Annotated in this window: 8 protein-coding genes and 1 riboswitch; all 8 genes read left to right on the top strand. The window is 58.5% G+C overall.

What is annotated here, in order from left to right; all coding sequences use genetic code 11:
* A complete protein-coding gene (narJ, locus tag ACN08Y_RS00765) occupies nt 1-831 on the top strand; it encodes a nitrate reductase molybdenum cofactor assembly chaperone (RefSeq protein WP_419099279.1) in 831 nt (276 codons plus the stop codon).
* Nucleotides 828-1,604: a respiratory nitrate reductase subunit gamma gene (gene narI / locus ACN08Y_RS00760; RefSeq protein WP_419111572.1), complete on the top strand. Its 777-nt coding sequence runs from the start codon at nt 828-830 to the stop codon at nt 1,602-1,604. Before narJ ends, narI begins: the two co-directional genes overlap by 4 nt.
* A gap of 156 nt (nt 1,605-1,760) precedes the next feature.
* Nucleotides 1,761-2,969, top strand: coding sequence for an MFS transporter (locus ACN08Y_RS00755; RefSeq protein WP_419099281.1), 1,209 nt, complete (start codon nt 1,761-1,763; stop codon nt 2,967-2,969).
* A 169-nt stretch (nt 2,970-3,138) separates the two neighbouring features.
* A riboswitch (glycine riboswitch) is annotated at nt 3,139-3,250 on the top strand.
* 172 nt (nt 3,251-3,422) lie between these two features.
* Nucleotides 3,423-6,266, top strand: a complete 2,844-nt coding sequence (gene gcvP / locus ACN08Y_RS00750; RefSeq protein ID WP_419111571.1) for an aminomethyl-transferring glycine dehydrogenase — start codon at nt 3,423-3,425, stop codon at nt 6,264-6,266.
* A 133-nt stretch (nt 6,267-6,399) separates the two neighbouring features.
* Nucleotides 6,400-7,518 (top strand): glycine cleavage system aminomethyltransferase GcvT, encoded by a 1,119-nt coding sequence (gcvT, locus tag ACN08Y_RS00745; protein WP_419099283.1) that lies wholly within the window; start codon nt 6,400-6,402, stop codon nt 7,516-7,518.
* 128 nt (nt 7,519-7,646) lie between these two features.
* On the top strand, nt 7,647-9,113 hold the full coding sequence (locus ACN08Y_RS00740; protein WP_419111857.1) for an L-serine ammonia-lyase: 1,467 nt from the start codon (nt 7,647-7,649) through the stop codon (nt 9,111-9,113).
* Between the two features lie 347 nt (nt 9,114-9,460).
* The gene (gene rpoB, locus ACN08Y_RS00735) at nt 9,461-12,961 is read left to right on the top strand and encodes a DNA-directed RNA polymerase subunit beta (RefSeq protein ID WP_419099284.1); all 3,501 of its coding nucleotides are present in this window, start codon (nt 9,461-9,463) and stop codon (nt 12,959-12,961) included.
* 69 nt (nt 12,962-13,030) lie between these two features.
* Complete coding sequence (locus ACN08Y_RS00730; RefSeq protein ID WP_419099285.1) at nt 13,031-16,921, top strand: DNA-directed RNA polymerase subunit beta'; 3,891 nt, start codon at nt 13,031-13,033, stop codon at nt 16,919-16,921.
* Nucleotides 16,922-17,040: the final 119 nt, after the last annotated feature.

The raw sequence follows: 17,040 nt of genomic DNA, 5'->3' as shown, positions 1-17,040 counted from the left end.
ATGGCTGGTTTTTTCTCCAAGCTCATCCAAGGGACCCCGGCTGAGGCGGAACCCGAGCTACCTGCATCGGGTGACCCCTTTGACATGGACTGGGGCAGCGGTGCCCCTGAGGACGCCGTAATCTACCAGGTCACCTCCGTGCTCATGCGTTACCCCTGCCAAGAGACTCAGGCCCTGCTACCTGAACTCAGCCAACTCGCCGCTGAAACCGGCAATACCGACCTTCTAGAAGGTGTTGCCGCCATCAGCCGCTGGTACCAAGAGCACAGCCTGGAAGAAATTCAGGCCGAGTATGTGCAGGAATATGACCTCTCTCGCCGCCACGCCTTCCACCTGTCCTATTGGACCGAAGGTGACACCCGGCGGCGCGGTGAGGCTCTCACCCGCTTCAAACAGATGTACCGGGACTCCGGCATGGTCACCACCCTGCACGGGGAACTACCCGACTACCTGCCCATGGTCCTTGAGTTCACCGCCCTGGTCAACGCCAGGGCGGGGCGGGCCGCCCTCCAGGCCTACAGACCCTCCCTGGAACTGCTGCGCCTAGCCCTACGCGATGACAAGCTGCCCTACCACCGGCTGATTGAAGCTGTTTGCCACACCCTGCCTGGAGTTTCACCCCAAACCCAGGAGGAAGTACAAAAACTCGTCACCGCAGGGCCACCGGCAGAGAGCGTAGGCCTCTCCCTAGCACCGGGTGACCCCCGCCTGCTACCTCTTCTTCTGCCCCACGAGCAAACCCCCGGAGCGAAGATCGGTGCGGACAAAAACACCGCCCCACCCAGTCTCGCCCCCGCTATGCCCCACACACAGAACGGAGCACACCAGTGAACGCCCTTGATTTCTTCCTCTGGGGGATCTTCCCGTACATCACCCTAGCCACCGTGATCGGCGGCACCATCTGGCGTTACAAGACCGACCAGTTCGGCTGGACCACCCGCTCATCACAGATGTACGAGTCCAAACTTCTACGCATTGCCTCACCCATGTTCCACTACGGAATCCTCGTGGTTCTAGTAGGTCACATCGTGGGCCTGCTTATTCCCAAGTCCTGGACCGATACCGTAGGCATCTCAGAGCACTTCTACCACCTCAACGCTCTCATCCTTGGCTCAGTGGCAGCGGTCGCCACTCTCATTGGCCTCTTCGCCATGATCTACCGCCGCCGCACCAGCGCAACCGTCTTCCGGGCCACCACCTGGAACGACAAAATGATGTATGTTGCCCTCACCAGCGCTATCGTCCTCGGATCAGTTGCCACCCTCTTCAACGCCATGGAAATCGAAGGTCACCACAACTACCGCGAAACCGTCTCCGTCTGGTTCCGCTCCCTCTTCTACTTCCAACCCAACGTCGAAGCCATGGCCAGCGCCACCACCTCCTTCCACATCCACGTGGTTGTCGCCATGATCCTCTTTTGCCTCTGGCCCTTCACCCGCCTGGTCCATGCCTTCACCGCACCCCTGCACTACATCTTCCGGCCCTACATCGTCTACCGCTCCCGCGGCAAACGCAACTACCAGCGCGGCTGGTCACCGGTAGGAACCGCAGACTCTGTCAACAAAGACGCTCGCGCCGTCGAACGGCAGAATCACCACCACTAAAGAAAGGCGCGAGGATTCCCCTTAGCCGGCTATCCTTCTTGCCTCTGGCCCGGGGCTCGTCGCAATTCATGCCAGCCCCAGCCAGCCGGCTGCAGGGAATCCCCGCCCCATCGAGACAGATCACCTGCTTCAAAGACTGATACTAAGGAAAACACTATGTCTACAAGAGCTCTTGCTGCAAAAGACCCACAGCTAGCTGGCCAGTTCAAGTACGTCATTATGGCGGCGCTCGCCTCCATGATCGGCTTCTGGGGTTGGACCATGATTGGCCCCCTGGCCAAGTACTACACCCAAGAATATGGCCTGACCGAAGGCCAGCGCTCCCTGCTGATCGCAACTCCCGTCATCGTAGGTTCTGTTGCCCGCATCCCGGTAGGTGCCCTCACCGACCGATTTGGTGGGCGGATCATGTTTACCATCATGCTTACCCTCACCGGTTCCATGGTCTTCATCACCGGTTTAGTTGGACAAACCGGTAACTTCACCCTGTTGCTGGTCACCGCCTTCTTCCTGGGCATCGGGGGCGCTATCTTTGCTGTTGGAATCCCTTTCTCAGCCGCCTGGTTTGAACCCCACCGCAAGGGTCTAGCAACGGGTATCTTCGGTATGGGTATGGTCGGTACAGCCTGCGCGGCCTTTTTCAACCCTCGCATGCTCAAAGCCTTCGGTTATTTCCCAACCCATGTCATTATGGCCTGTGTAGCCCTGGCCTATGCAGCAGTGGTCTGGCTGGTTATCCGTGATTCACCGGTTATGAAGGCCCGCACCCCTCAACCAATGCTGCCCAAGATCCTTGCTGTCTCCAAGGAACTCATCACCTGGCAGCTCTGCTTCATCTACGCTGTAGTCTTTGGGGCCTTCGTTGCCTTCTCCAACTTCCTCTCCACCTACATGCAAAACGTCTACGGCTACGAAGCCGTTGCAGGTGGTAGCTTCGCAGCCCTCTTCGCCGTCTGCGCCGTGCTTGCCCGGCCCTGCGGTGGCGTAGCGGCAGATAAGTTCGGGGGCAAGCTCACCACCTTGATAGCCTTCTTAGCTATGGCTGTTCTAGCCGTACTGATCTCCTTTGAACCTGCCAGTACCGCAGCCAATACCTTGCTGCACGTGCTGATGGCTATCTTTGTGGGCTTTGGCACCGGCACCATCTATGGCTGGCTGGGTAAGGTTGTTAAGCCTCAAGAAACCGGTACTGTATCGGGCCTTGTTTCTGCCGCTGGTGGTTTGGGCGGTTATTTCCCTCCGCTGATTATGGGGGCCGCCTACACATCAACCGGCCACTATTCCTGGGGCCTTCTTGCCCTCTCTGCTGCCTGCCTGGTTTCTCTGGCTATCTCACTCTGGATGAAGTCAGATAAAAAAGCCTAAACTCCAGTTTTTATCCACTGTGAACACCGCTTCTGCTACGGGCAGGGGCGGTGTTTGGCTTAATCGTTGAGACTCTTCAAACCAGTTCTGTGCCCCTATCTGGTACCCCAGTATGGTACCCCTGTGTAATGTGTGGCACAATAAGGGTTGATAAACTAAAACGTCGCTAATAACTGGCGCGGGAGAGACCGGATACCCGGCGGTTGAGGGACCGCCAGGCCGGCGCCGAAGGAGCAAACCCTCCCCGGGAAACTCTCAGGCACACGTACCGCTCAGCTAAGGCAACTCTGGAGAGGGGCGTCAAACCCCCACCGAAGGGGCAAAATTCGCACCCGCTTTCCAGGCGTGAAAGGAAAGCCGCGAACCAAAACTCTCAGGTTGTAACAGAGCGGGGAGGACACCGTCTACAGGGCACCCTGTAGGCAGGTTTAACTTTTACCTTGGAGAGTTACCATGTCCTTCCTTGACCGCCACCTTGGGCCCCGTTCCGCTGACCAGGAAAGCATGCTTTCCGCCCTCGGCTACGAGTCCCTGAGCGACCTCATCAACGAGGTCATCCCCGCCAACATCCGCCTGGCCGATGACCTTAACCTGCCTGCACCCCTGAGCGAGCACCAAGCCCAGCAAAAAATTGCCTCCTACGCTGCCCTTAACCAGGTCAAGCACCAGATGATTGGAGCAGGCTACTACGATGCCATCACCCCCGCCGTCATCCGCCGCAACATCCTAGAAAACCCCGGCTGGTACACCTCCTACACCCCCTACCAGCCTGAAATCTCTCAGGGCCGCCTAGAAGCCCTCCTCAACTTCCAGAACACGGTCATGGAATTGACCGGCCTGCCTATCGCCAACGCCTCCCTGCTCGATGAAGCAACCGCAGTCGCCGAAGCCGCCGTCATGATGCAGCGAGCCAACCGCAAGGTCAAAAACGGCTTCTTCGCCATCGACTCCCGCGCCCTACCCCAAACCCTGGCCGTGGTACGCGGCCGCGCCGAAGCCCTGGGCATTGACTTCGTTATTACCGACTTTGAAAAGGGCCTGCCCGAGGGCGACCTCTACGGCATCATCATCTCTAACCCGGGCCAGGACGGCCAGGTCCGAGACATCGCCCCGCTCATCCAGGCCGCCAAAGAACGCGGTGCCCTAGTCACCGTCATCGCTGACCTGTTAGCCCAGACCCTGCTGGTTGCACCCGGTCACCAGGGGGCCGATATCGCTGTTGGCTCCTCCCAGCGTTTCGGTCTGCCTTTCTGGTACGGTGGCCCCCATGCCGCTTTCATGGCCGTCACCAAAGGGCTGGAACGCAACCTGCCTGGTCGTCTGGTCGGTGTCTCTAAGGATGCCTTCGGTAAGCCCGCCTACCGCCTGGCCCTGCAAACCCGCGAACAGCATATCCGCCGCGAAAAGGCCACCTCCAACATCTGTACTGCCCAGGCCCTGCTAGCTATTGCCGCAGGTGCCTACGCCGTCTATCATGGCCCCGAAGGTCTGCGCGCCATTGCCACCTGCCTGCACGATAAGGCGGCACGGGTCGCTGAAGCTCTGGCCCAGGTAGGCCTGCGCCCGGTCCACGAGACTTTCTTTGACACCGTAGCCTTTGAGGCCCCCGGGCAGGCCGACCAGCTGGTAGATAAAGCTCTGGAAGCCGGAATCAACATCCGCCGCCTCTCCGCTGACCGCATCTCCATTTCGGTGGGCGAATCCCACAGCGAGCAGGTACTCCAAGACCTGGTCACTGCCCTGGGCGGCACCCTGGGGGAGAGCGATGCCTACAAGATTCCTGAAACCCTCTTGCGCACCGATGAGTACATGACCCACCCGGTCTTCCACCTCTACCGGTCAGAGACCTCCATGATGCGTTACCTGCGTTCTTTGGCTGATAAGGACCTGGCCCTGGACCGCACCATGATTCCGCTGGGTTCCTGCACTATGAAGCTCAACGCGGCCTCCGAGATGGAACCCATCTCCTGGCCTGAATTTGCCGGAATCCACCCCAACGTACCCGCTGACCAGGCCGCCGGCTGGAAGGCCCTGATTGAGGAACTCTCCGCCTGGCTCCTTGAGATTACCGGCTACGACGCTATCTCCCTGCAGCCTAACTCCGGGGCATCGGGTGAGTACGCCGGCCTACGCGCTATCCGCGCCTATCACGAAGCCAGGGGCGACACCCAGCGCACCGTGGTCCTGATCCCTATGAGCGCCCACGGCACCAACGCTGCCTCCGCCGCCTTAGCCGGTCTGAGCGTAGCCGGTGTTGCCACCGCACCCGATGGCTCCATTGACGTAGAGGACCTCAAAGCCAAGATCGCCAAGTACGGCGATACCATTGCGGGCATCATGATTACCTACCCCTCCACCCACGGTGTCTTCGAGGAGCAGGTTGTTGAGGTCTGCCAGCTGGTCCACCAGGCCGGGGGACAGGTCTATGTGGACGGCGCTAACCTGAACGCCCAGATGGGACTTGCCCAGCCCGGTAAGTTCGGCGGGGATGTCTCGCATCTGAACCTGCATAAGACCTTCGCTATTCCTCACGGTGGTGGCGGCCCCGGCGTTGGACCGGTTGCGGTGGGTGCCCACCTGCAGAAGTACCTGCCCGGTAACGGTTACCAAGCCGATGAGCAGGGCAAGCTAACCCAGGCACCCCTGCCCATTTCCCAGGCCATGTTCGGTTCAGCCGGTGTGCTACCTATCTCCTGGATGTACATTGCCATGACCGGAGCCGATGGTTTGCGCGCCTGCTCCGAGGTAGCTATCCTTTCGGCCAACTACATTGCCAAGAAGCTGGGCCAACTCTACCCCGTGCTCTACAGCGGCGACACCGGCCTGGTGGCCCACGAATGCATCCTGGACCTGCGAGATTTGACCGCCGCCTCCGGCATCACCGCCGAGGATGTCTGCAAGCGCCTCATGGACTACGGCTTCCACGCCCCCACCCTGGCCTTCCCCGTTCCCGGTACCCTCATGGTCGAGCCCACCGAGTCAGAATCCCTAGCAGAGCTGGACCGCTTCATCGATGCCATGACCCAGATTCACGCCGAGATTCAGGAGGTCATTGACGGCAGGGTGAGCGCCGAAGAGTCCGTACTCCGTAAGGCCCCGCACACCGTTGAGGCCGTCACCGCCGATGAGTGGAACCGCCCCTACAGCCGAAGCCAGGCCGCCTACCCACTCCCGGCCCTGCGCCAGAACAAGTACTTCAGCCCGGTAGCCCGTATTGACGGCGCTGGCGGCGACCGTAACTTCGTGTGCGAGTGCCCGCCCATGGAAGCCTTCGATCTAGAAGCTCCGAGCGCTTAAGACATGCGCCCAGACCCTGGGGCACCTGCCCACTGAGTCCTTCTAGCGACCGAGAGTCTGCCCCGGCTGCCACCGCCCTCACCGGGGGCGGGGCGGCACTCCATCACCCCTTCTTTTGCCTGAAAGGTTCACCGTGTCACCCCAGAAAACCTCCCTCTACCAGGTCCACGCCGACCTGGGTGCCTCCTTCACCGACTTTGGCGGCTGGGACATGCCCCTCAAATACACCAACGATGTTGAAGAACACCGCGCGGTCCGCTCCGCAGCTGGCCTCTTTGACCTCTCCCACATGGGGGAGTTCCGCGTCACCGGTCCCGATGCTGCCGCCTTCCTGGACTACGCCCTGCTCTCTAATATGTCTATCCTCAAGGTCGGCAAAGCCAAATACTCCCTGCTCCTGAATGAGGCAGGCGGGGTTATTGACGACCTGATCACCTACCGGCTGGGCCAAGAAGAGTTCCTGGTCATTCCCAACGCTGCCAACGTAGCAGTTGATTATCAAGCTATGAGCGCTCGCACCGAGGGCTTTGACGTGACCCTGACCGACGAAACCACTAGCACTTCACTGGTTGCTATCCAGGGCCCTGCCTCCGAGGCCATTGTGCTGGATATGGACCCGTCTGATCCCGAGCTGGTCACCTCCCTGGGCTACTACGCGGCGGTGCCCCTGGAACTGAACGGCGTGAGTGTACTCCTGGCCCGCACCGGCTACACCGGCGAGGACGGTTTTGAGCTCTATGTTGCCAACGAGAGAGCAGCTGAATTGTGGGCGCTGGCCTCCGAGCGCGGACAGAAGCACGGTATTCTGCCCGCTGGCCTGGCCGCCCGTGATTCACTGCGCCTTGAAGCAGGCATGCCCCTCTACGGCCACGAGCTGGGCCTGGACATTACCCCCTTGGAATCGGGCATGGGCAAGCTGGTAGAGATTGCCCTGACCAAGAAGAGCGCAGACTTCCTGGGTCGGGCTGCCCTGGCCGAGGCCGCAGAGCAGACTCCCGCCCGTAGCCTGGTTGGTTTGAAGGCCCAGGGCAAGCGCCCCGGGCGGGCCGGGTCCCAGCTCTTGGACGAGCGGGGACAGGTGATCGGTGAAATCACTTCGGGCATTCCCTCACCGACCCTGGGATACCCCATTGCGATGGCTCTTATAGCCAGTGAGTACGCTCAAACGGGAGCTACAGTCAGCGTCGATATCCGTGGTAAGGTAGCACCTTTCGACATTGTTGAACTACCTTTTTACACCCGCCAGAAGTAAGTAGAGAATCTGGTGAGCGGGTGGCCCCTTGAAAGGCCACCCGCTCTCTTTAAGGAAAGGCCAGAAAGTTCTTGGAGATTGATTACGTCCCTGATTTTTCCCCGGGGCACAAGACACCCCAGCCGAGTATCCAGAGGCAGGCTGAAGCCCTGGAATATGACATCAGTGTTTTTGAGCTTTTCTCTATTGGTATTGGGCCTTCTAGTTCACACACTGTAGGCCCTATGCGGGCAAGCAACCGTTTTATTGCTGAGCTGATTGATGCGGGCAATCTCGACCGTGTCACCGGTGTGCACATTGACCTGTACGGGTCGCTGGCTGCCACCGGGGCAGGTCACGGAACTATGAGCGCTGCCCTCAAAGGCCTGTGCGGTTTTGTTCCTGAAACTATTGATATCCTGGCAGCTGAAGCGCTCATGGACCGTAACCAGGTCGATGGCACTCTGCCCCTTGCCGGCTACCCATCAGCCGCCTTTGCCGAGGGCGCCCCCGGTGCAGCTACCCCCAAGATAATAGGTCCGGTTGTTAACTACCGCGAGCTGGATATTACCCTGCGACCGCTGACCGTCTTGCCCCGTCATACCAACGGCATTAAGGTGACCGCAAAAGCGGGGGAGCAGGTGCTCTTAGAGCGTACCTACTTCTCCATTGGCGGTGGCTTCATCGTGGAAGAGAATGAGGAAAGTGCTGGCTCTAGCGGGCTAACCCAGGCTCCCTACCCCTTCGGATCGGGTGCTGAGCTGCTGGATATGGCCAACACCGCGGGTCTTTCTATTGCCCAGCTCAAAATGGAGAACGAGAAAACCGTACGGTCCGAAAAAGAAGTTCGCGCGGGTATCCTCCACATCCGCCAGGTCATGAAGGAGTGTATCGGTTCCTCCTTAGAGCGTATGGGGTATCTGCCCGGGCCTTTGAAAGTGCGTTGCCGTGCCAGCCAGTGGCACCGTGACCTCTTGGCTGAGGATCCCCAAAAATCACCCGAGTTCGCTATCGACTGGGTGAACCTCATAGCGCTGGCGGTCAACGAGGAAAACGCTTTTGGCGGCCGGATTGTCACTGCTCCCACAAACGGTGCCTCGGGGATTATTCCCGCCGTCCTGCACTACGCCCTGAACTACGTTCCAGCGGTGCGCCACCGCGGGCAGAAAGTGGTGGATGATGCTGTGGTGGACTTCTTCTTGGCCGCCGCCTCCATCGGTGCGCTCTACAAGAAACGAGCCTCTATCTCGGGCGCTGAAGTGGGTTGCCAGGGTGAGGTGGGGACCGCCTCCTCTATGGCCGCTGCCGGTTTGGCCCAGGTGATGGGCGGAACCAATGAGCAGGTAGAGAACGCTGCCGAGATCGCTATGGAGCACAATCTGGGCCTGACCTGCGACCCGGTGGGTGGCCTGGTGCAGATTCCCTGTATTGAGCGCAATGCTATGGCGGCCTCAAATGCTGTGACTGCGGCCAAGATGGCCCTGCGTGGGGACGGCCAGCATCGTGTTTCCCTGGACCAGGTGATTGAGACTATGCGCCAGACCGGTGAGGACATGTCCCACCGTTACAAGGAGACCTCCATGGGCGGCCTGGCGGTCAACGTGGTGGAGTGCTAGAAGCCAAAACATGGGGGGCCGCTACCGTTCTAGAGGGGGTAGCGGCCTTTGGTAGGCAAAGGGGCCTCTGAGGGGGAGGGTTGCACAAAGCGGCCATATTCGGTATAGACAAGTTTGCTGGCTTGCTGTAGTATGAATATTTGCGCTTCCCTAATCTTCTGTGCCTTCATATAGCGGTGGGCAGGTTGTTACAGGTTTTAAGTACGCCCCAGTACCCTCGAACATACTCTAGCTAACCAGCACGGCACAGGTGCCCATTTAGCAAGTTGTCTTTTTCAGGGTTCTTCGCGTACCACCCCTGGCGGGGGAGCGGGTACGAACAGACATGTCTGTGGAAGGATCCCATCTTGGTCGCCTCGAGCACCTCTCATACTAAAGCCGCTAACGGCGTAGATTCGCACAGTCGAATCTCATTCGCAAAAATCGCTGAGCCCCTGCAGGTACCCAACCTGCTGGCGCTCCAGCTCGACAGCTTTGATCAGCTCGTCGGTAACGAACGCTGGGCGGCAAAAGCCGCTGTAGCCGCCGAAACCGGTGACACCTCCGTCAGCCAAACTTCTGGCCTGGCAGATATTTTCGAAGAAATCTCTCCGATCGAGGACTTCCAGGGCACCATGTCCCTGTCCTTCTCCGATCCCGAGTTCGCTGACCCCAAGTACACCATGGAAGAGTGCAAGGATCGCGACGCGACCTACTCGGCTCCGCTGTACGTCAAGGCCGAATTCATGAATAACAACACGGGCGAAATCAAACAGCAGACCGTGTTCATGGGCGATTTTCCCCTGATGACCGAATCCGGCACCTTTGTGATTAATGGTTCCGAGCGCGTCGTCGTTTCGCAGCTAGTCCGTTCACCCGGTGCCTACTTCGAAAAGACCGCAGACCGCACCTCCGATAAGGACATCTACAGCGCGAAGATTATCCCTTCCCGCGGTGCATGGTTTGAACTTGAAATCGATAAGCGCGACCAGGTCGGCGTTCGTCTTGACCGCCGTCGTAAGCAGTCCGTGACCACCCTGCTTAAGGCTCTTGGCTGGAGCGAGGCTAAGATTCTGTCTGAATTCGGTGAATTCGACTCAATCCGCGCCACCCTTGAGAAGGACACCGTCCAGACCCGCGACGAGGCTCTGCTGGATATCTACCGCAAGCTGCGCCCGGGTGAACCCCCGACGGTTGATGCTGCTCAGGCTCTGCTGGACAACATGTACTTCACCCCCCGCCGCTACGACCTGGCCAAGGTCGGCCGCTACAAGGTTAACCGCAAGCTGGGCCTTGATACTCCCGTTAACGATCCTTCTGCTTCTGTTCTGTCTCAGGACGACATCGCGGCTATGATTCGCTACCTGGTCACTCTGCACGCAGGTGGCACCACTATCAAGGGTGTCCGTGACGGCCAGGAAGTTGACGTCCGCGTTGACGTTGATGATATCGACCACTTCGGCAACCGTCGCATCCGTGCGGTGGGCGAACTGATCGAGAACCAGATTCGTACCGGCCTGTCCCGTATGGAGCGCGTTGTCCGCGAGCGTATGACTACCCAGGACGTTGAGGCTATCACCCCTCAGACCCTGATTAACATCCGCCCGGTTGTTGCCTCTATCAAGGAATTCTTCGGCACTTCCCAGCTCTCCCAGTTCATGGACCAGAACAACCCGCTTGCAGGTCTAACCCACAAGCGCCGTCTGTCCGCACTGGGCCCCGGCGGTCTGTCCCGTGACCGTGCGGGCATGGAAGTTCGAGACGTCCACCCTTCCCACTACGGCCGTATGTGCCCCATCGAAACCCCTGAAGGCCCCAACATCGGCCTGATTGGCTCCTTGGCAACCTACGCCCGCATCAATCCCTTCGGTTTCATCGAAACCCCCTACCGTATCGTTCGTAACGGTAAGGTCACCGACGAGGTCAAGTACCTGACCGCCGACGATGAAAAGGGCAACACCATTGCGCAGGCTAACGCCCCCTTGACCGCCGACATGACCTTCTCTGAAGAGCAGGTCCTTTGCCGTGCAGGCGATGGATCCGGTGAAGCTGTTCTGGTTGATGCCTCCGAGATTGAGTTCATGGACGTTTCACCCCGCCAGATGGTGTCTGTTGCAACCGCTCTGATTCCTTACCTGGAACACGATGACGCTAACCGAGCACTCATGGGTGCTAACATGCAGCGTCAGGCTGTTCCCCTGCTGGAGTCTGAGGCTCCCGTTGTAGGTACCGGCATGGAACGCTATGCAGCGATTGACTCCGGTGACTCTGTTCTGGCTAAGAAAGCTGGCGTGGTTTCTGAGGTGTCAGCTGACCTGGTTGTTGTTCGCAACGATGACGGCACCACCACCTCCTACCCGATTCTCAAGTTCCAGCGCTCCAACCCAGGTAACTGCTACAACCACCGTGTTGTTGTTAAGGTGGGCGACCGGGTTGAAGCTCGCGGCTTGATTGCCGATGGCCCCTCCACCGACAAGGGCGAGCTTGCCCTCGGTAAAAACCTCTTGGTTGCTTACATGTCCTGGGAAGGGTTCAACTTTGAGGACGGTATCATCCTGTCCCAGCGCATGATCTCCGATGACGTGCTGACCTCAATCCACATTGAGGAACACGAAATTGATGCCCGCGACACCAAGCTGGGTGCCGAAGAGATTACCCGCGATATCCCCAACGTCTCCGAAGAGGTCCTGTCTGCTCTTGATGAGCGCGGCATCATCCACATCGGTGCAGAGGTTGAAGCCGGCGACATCCTGGTCGGTAAGGTCACCCCCAAGGGCGAGACCGAGTTGACCCCCGAAGAGCGCCTCTTGCGCGCTATCTTCGGTGAGAAGTCCCGCGAAGTCCGTGACACCTCCCTGAAGGTTCCCCACGGTGAGTCCGGAACTGTTATTGGCGTTCGTATCTTTGACCGCGAAAACGAAGACGAAGACCTGCCCAGCGGTGTTAACCAGCTGGTCCGTGTCTATGTTGCTCAGAAGCGCAAGATCACTGTTGGCGATAAGCTGGCAGGTCGCCACGGTAACAAGGGTGTTATCACCAAGATTCTGCCCGTTGAGGATATGCCCTTCATGGAAGACGGCACCCCCGTTGACGTCATCCTCAACCCGCTGGGCGTTCCCGGTCGTATGAACATCGGTCAGGTACTCGAAGTTCACACCGGCTGGTTGGCTAAGCAGGGCTGGAAGATTGAGGGCAACCCCGCCTGGCTCGATAAGCTTCACAACTTCCCCAAGGAAACCGGCCCCACCAACGTGGCAACCCCGGTATTCGACGGTGCCGGTGAAGAGGAACTCTTTGAGCTACTTGATCACGCTAACCCCAACCGCGACGGCGATCGTCTGATTGACCGTTCCGGTAAGGCACGTCTGCTTGATGGCCGTTCCGGTGAGCCCTTCCCCGAACCCGTTTCGGTGGGCTACCAGTACATCCTCAAGCTGCACCACCTGGTGGACGATAAGATCCACGCTCGTTCAACCGGTCCCTACTCCATGATTACCCAGCAGCCCCTGGGCGGTAAGGCCCAGTTTGGTGGTCAGCGCTTTGGTGAGATGGAAGTGTGGGCACTGGAAGCATACGGTGCCGCTTACACCCTGCAGGAAATCCTGACCGTCAAGTCCGATGACGTCCACGGCCGCGTTAAGGTCTATGAGGCTATCGTTAAGGGCGAGAACATCCCCGAACCCGGTGTTCCCGAGTCCTTCAAGGTCTTGATCAAGGAAATGCAGTCCCTCTGCCTGAACGTTGAGGTTCTCTCAACTGACGGTAAGACCATCGAAATGCGCGATGGAGAAGAAGAAGGCTTCCGTGCAGCAGATGACCTGGGTATTGACCTGTCCCACGCAGAGCCCAGCTCTGTCGAAGAGGTCTAACCCCTAAGCGGTTAGATTCCTCATCTGTTCTCAAAGACTTCAAAACACTAGGAAAGAGATAAGGACCAAATGTCCAACGAATCTTCACTTGGTTTGATGCGTATTGGCCTGGCGACCTCCCAGAATATTCTGGATTGGTCCTACGGCGAGGTTAAGAAACCTGAAACCATCAACTACCGAACCCTAAAGCCCGAGAAGGAAGGCCTCTTCGACGAGCGCATCTTCGGCCCCACCCGCGACTGGGAATGCTACTGCGGTAAGTACAAGCGTGTCCGTTTTAAGGGCATCATCTGTGAGCGCTGTGGCGTAGAGGTCACCCGTGCCAAGGTGCGCCGTGAGCGCATGGGTCACATTGAGCTGGCAGCTCCTGTCACCCACATCTGGTACTTCAAGGGTGTCCCCTCCCGTCTGGGCTACTTGCTTGACCTGGCTCCTAAGGACCTGGAAAAGATTATTTACTTCGCCGCCTACATGATTACTCATGTTGACGAAGAAGCCCGCCACGAGGACCTGCCTAACCTGCAGGCCGCTCACGACCGCGATAAGAAGGTCCTGGAGGATCAGCTTGCCGCCGACATTAACCTGATTGCTCGCGAGACCGAAGAGGAACTCGCTCGCGTTGAGGCTGAGGGTGGTAAAGCCGCTGAGAAGCGTAAGCTCCGTGATGCCGCTGAGCGTCAGATGGCTGCGGTTCGTAAGAACGCAGAACGCGAAATCGAGCAGCTCGAGCGCGTCTGGGATCGCTTCAAGAACCTCAAGGTCGCTGACCTTGAAGGTGACGAGTCGCTCTATCGTGGCATGGTCGATAAGTACGGCATGTACTTTGAAGGCTCCATGGGTGCTGAGGCTATCAAGAAGCGTCTTGAGAGCTTTGACATGGAAGCGGAAGCTGAGGCTCTCAAGGACATCATTCAGACCGGCAAGGGTCAGAAGAAGACCCGTGCGCTCAAGCGTCTGAAGGTTGTCAACGCTTTCTTGACCACCGATAACTCCCCGCTGGGTATGGTTCTGGATTACGTTCCCGTTATTCCTCCGGAACTGCGCCCCATGGTTCAGCTTGACGGTGGCCGCTTTGCCACCTCCGACCTGAATGACCTCTACCGTCGCGTTATTAACCGCAACAACCGCCTCAAGCGTCTGCTGGAACTCGGTGCCCCCGAGATTATCGTCAACAACGAAAAGCGTATGCTTCAGGAAGCTGTTGACTCCCTGTTCGATAACGGTCGCCGCGGTCGCCCTGTGACCGGTCCCGGTAACCGCCCCCTCAAGTCCCTCTCGGACATGCTTAAGGGTAAGCAGGGGCGTTTCCGCCAGAACCTTCTGGGTAAGCGCGTTGACTACTCAGGCCGTTCCGTTATTGTCGGTGGCCCCACTCTGCAGATGCACCAGTGCGGTCTGCCTAAGCAGATGGCGCTGGAGCTCTTCAAGCCCTTCGTCATGAAGCGCCTGGTTGATCTGAACCACGCTCAGAACATCAAGTCTGCTAAGCGCATGGTTGAGCGTTTCCGCCCCCAGGTTTGGGACGTTCTCGAAGAGATCATCACCGAGCACCCCGTTCTGCTCAACCGTGCACCTACCCTGCACCGCCTGGGTATTCAGGCCTTCGAACCCCAGCTGGTTGAAGGTAAGGCTATCCAGTTGCACCCGCTCGTTTGCTCCGCTTTCAACGCGGACTTCGACGGTGACCAGATGGCTGTGCATCTGCCTCTCTCACCCGAGGCGCAGGCTGAGGCTCGCATCCTCATGCTCTCATCTAACAACATCCTGAAGCCTTCAGATGGCCGCCCTGTTGCGGTACCTGACCAGGATATGATTATCGGTCTCTTCCACCTGACCACCGCTCGGGAGGGTGAGAAGAACGAGGGTCGTCTGTTCTCCTCATACGCCGAAGCCATTATGGCTTTGGACCGCCACGAGATTGAGCTCTACACCAAGGTCAAGATTGTTCTTGACGACTTTGTACCCTACGAGGGCTGGGAAGCCCCCGAGGGCTACGAGCCCGGTCAGCCCGTGCTGGTGGAGACCACTGTCGGTCAGGTTATCTTCAACCAGACCCTGCCCGCTGACTACCCCTGGTATACCGGTGTCGCAGACAAGAAGAGCCTGGGTGCCCTGATTAACGATCTGGCTGAGAAGTACCCCATGCACGTGGTTGCTCGCTCACTGGATGAACTCAAGAACACCGGTTTCTACTACGCCTCACGCTCAGGTGTGACCGTTGCGGTTACCGATATCGCTGCGCCTCCCACCAAGCCCGCCATTATGGAAGGCTATGAGGCTCAGGCTGCTAACATCGAGTCCCAGTTCGCTATGGGTCTGATTGACGACCATGAGCGTCGTACCGAGCTGATTGACATCTGGACTAAGGCAACCGATGAGGTTGCTGAGGCTATGAAGGAAAATCTGGCTGAGAAGAACACCACCATTAACCGCATGGTTACTTCTGGTGCTCGCGGTAACTGGATGCAGGTCCGTCAGATTGCCGGTATCCGTGGTCTGGTGTCTAACACCAAGGGTGAAATTATGCCTCGCCCGATTAAGTCTTCCTACCGCGAAGGCCTGTCGGTTCTGGAGTACTTCATCGCTACCCACGGTGCTCGTAAGGGTCTGGCTGATACCGCGCTGCGTACCGCTAACTCGGGTTACCTGACCCGTCGTCTGGTGGACGTTTCGCAGGACGTCATTGTGCGTGAGCACGACTGTGGTACCCACCGTGGTCTGGCTCTGCCCCTGGTTCAGGTTGACCAGGCTAGCGGTGCAGTAACCCTGCACGAGAATGTTGAGTCTTCAATCCACGGTCGTTCACTTGCTGTGGACATCAAGGCTGAGGACGGCACCGTTCTGGCAGAAGCTGGCGCCGACGTTTCAGATATCGTTATTGATGATCTCTTCAAGGCCGGTATCCAGGAAGTTCGTGTTCGCTCGGTTCTGACCTGTGAGTCCGCTGTTGGTGTCTGTGCCCTCTGCTACGGTCGCTCCATGGCTTCGGGTAACCTGGTCGACATTGGTGAAGCCGTCGGTATTATCGCGGCTCAGTCCATTGGTGAGCCCGGTACCCAGCTGACCATGCGTACCTTCCACACCGGTGGTGTCGCATCGGCTGACGATATTACCCAGGGTCTGCCCCGTATTCAGGAGCTCTTCGAGGCTCGCACCCCCAAGGGTGTTGCCCCGATCTCCGAGGTCACCGGTCGCGTCAGCATTGAGGACACTGAGAAGTCCCTCAAGGTTGTCATCACCCCTGATAACGGCGATGATCCTATCGCTTACCCCATTCTGCGTCGTGCCCGCCTGGAAGTTGCCGAGGGTGACCATATCACCGTCGGTACCCAGCTGGTTGCCGGTGCTGTTGATCCTAAGGAGATCCTGCGTATTCGCGGTCCCCGTGAGGCTCAGAAGCATCTGGTGGATGAGGTTCAGGGCGTCTACCGTTCACAGGGCGTAGGTATCCACGACAAGCACGTTGAGGTTATCGTTCGCCAGATGCTCCGCCGTATTACCGTGATTGATTCCGGTGAGACCAACCTGCTGCCCGGTGAGCTGGTTGAGAACGTGGCTTTCCAGAACGCTAACCGTGCGGCAGTTGCTGAGGGTAAGCGCCCCGCTTCGGGCCGTCCCGAGCTGATGGGTATCACCAAGGCATCACTGGCTACCGAGTCGTGGCTGTCGGCCGCTTCCTTCCAGGAAACCACTCGCGTCCTGACCCAGGCTGCGATGGAAGGCAAGGAAGACCCGCTGGTCGGCCTTAAGGAGAACGTCATCATTGGTAAGCTGATCCCCGCCGGTACCGGTCTTGCTCGTTATAACGATATCGAGGTTGAACCTACCGACGAGGCGCGTGAGGCCCTGTTCGCTCAGACCGCGACTCCTTACAACGATTTCAGCTACGCTGAGACCAATGAGGGTGCTATCAGCCCCGAGTTCCAGGCTATTCCGCTGGATGACTACGAGATTCGCTAGTCTCTAGGCCAGGCAGCTTCTAGGCCGCAAAGTTAAGGGCGCTTCCCCACATTGGTGGGGGAGCGCCCTTTGCCCTGTCCGGCAGTTTCTGAGCTGATGGCGGTTTGAGGTTAGCTGGT

Origin of the sequence: Rothia sp. P5764, from assembly GCF_048512965.1 — a bacterium.
Classification (GTDB): Bacteria; Actinomycetota; Actinomycetes; order Actinomycetales; family Micrococcaceae; genus Rothia.
The sequence above is the reverse complement of the archived record's forward strand: the minus strand, read 5'-3'. Positions and strand labels throughout refer to the sequence as shown.

Coding starts and splice junctions, on each gene's coding strand:
- gcvP (WP_419111571.1), top strand. CDS start 3,423: ATGTCCTTCCTTGACCGCCACCTTGGGCCCCGTTCCGCTGACCAGGAA.
- ACN08Y_RS00755 (WP_419099281.1), top strand. CDS start 1,761: ATGTCTACAAGAGCTCTTGCTGCAAAAGACCCACAGCTAGCTGGCCAG.
- ACN08Y_RS00730 (WP_419099285.1), top strand. CDS start 13,031: ATGTCCAACGAATCTTCACTTGGTTTGATGCGTATTGGCCTGGCGACC.
- narJ (WP_419099279.1), top strand. CDS start 1: ATGGCTGGTTTTTTCTCCAAGCTCATCCAAGGGACCCCGGCTGAGGCG.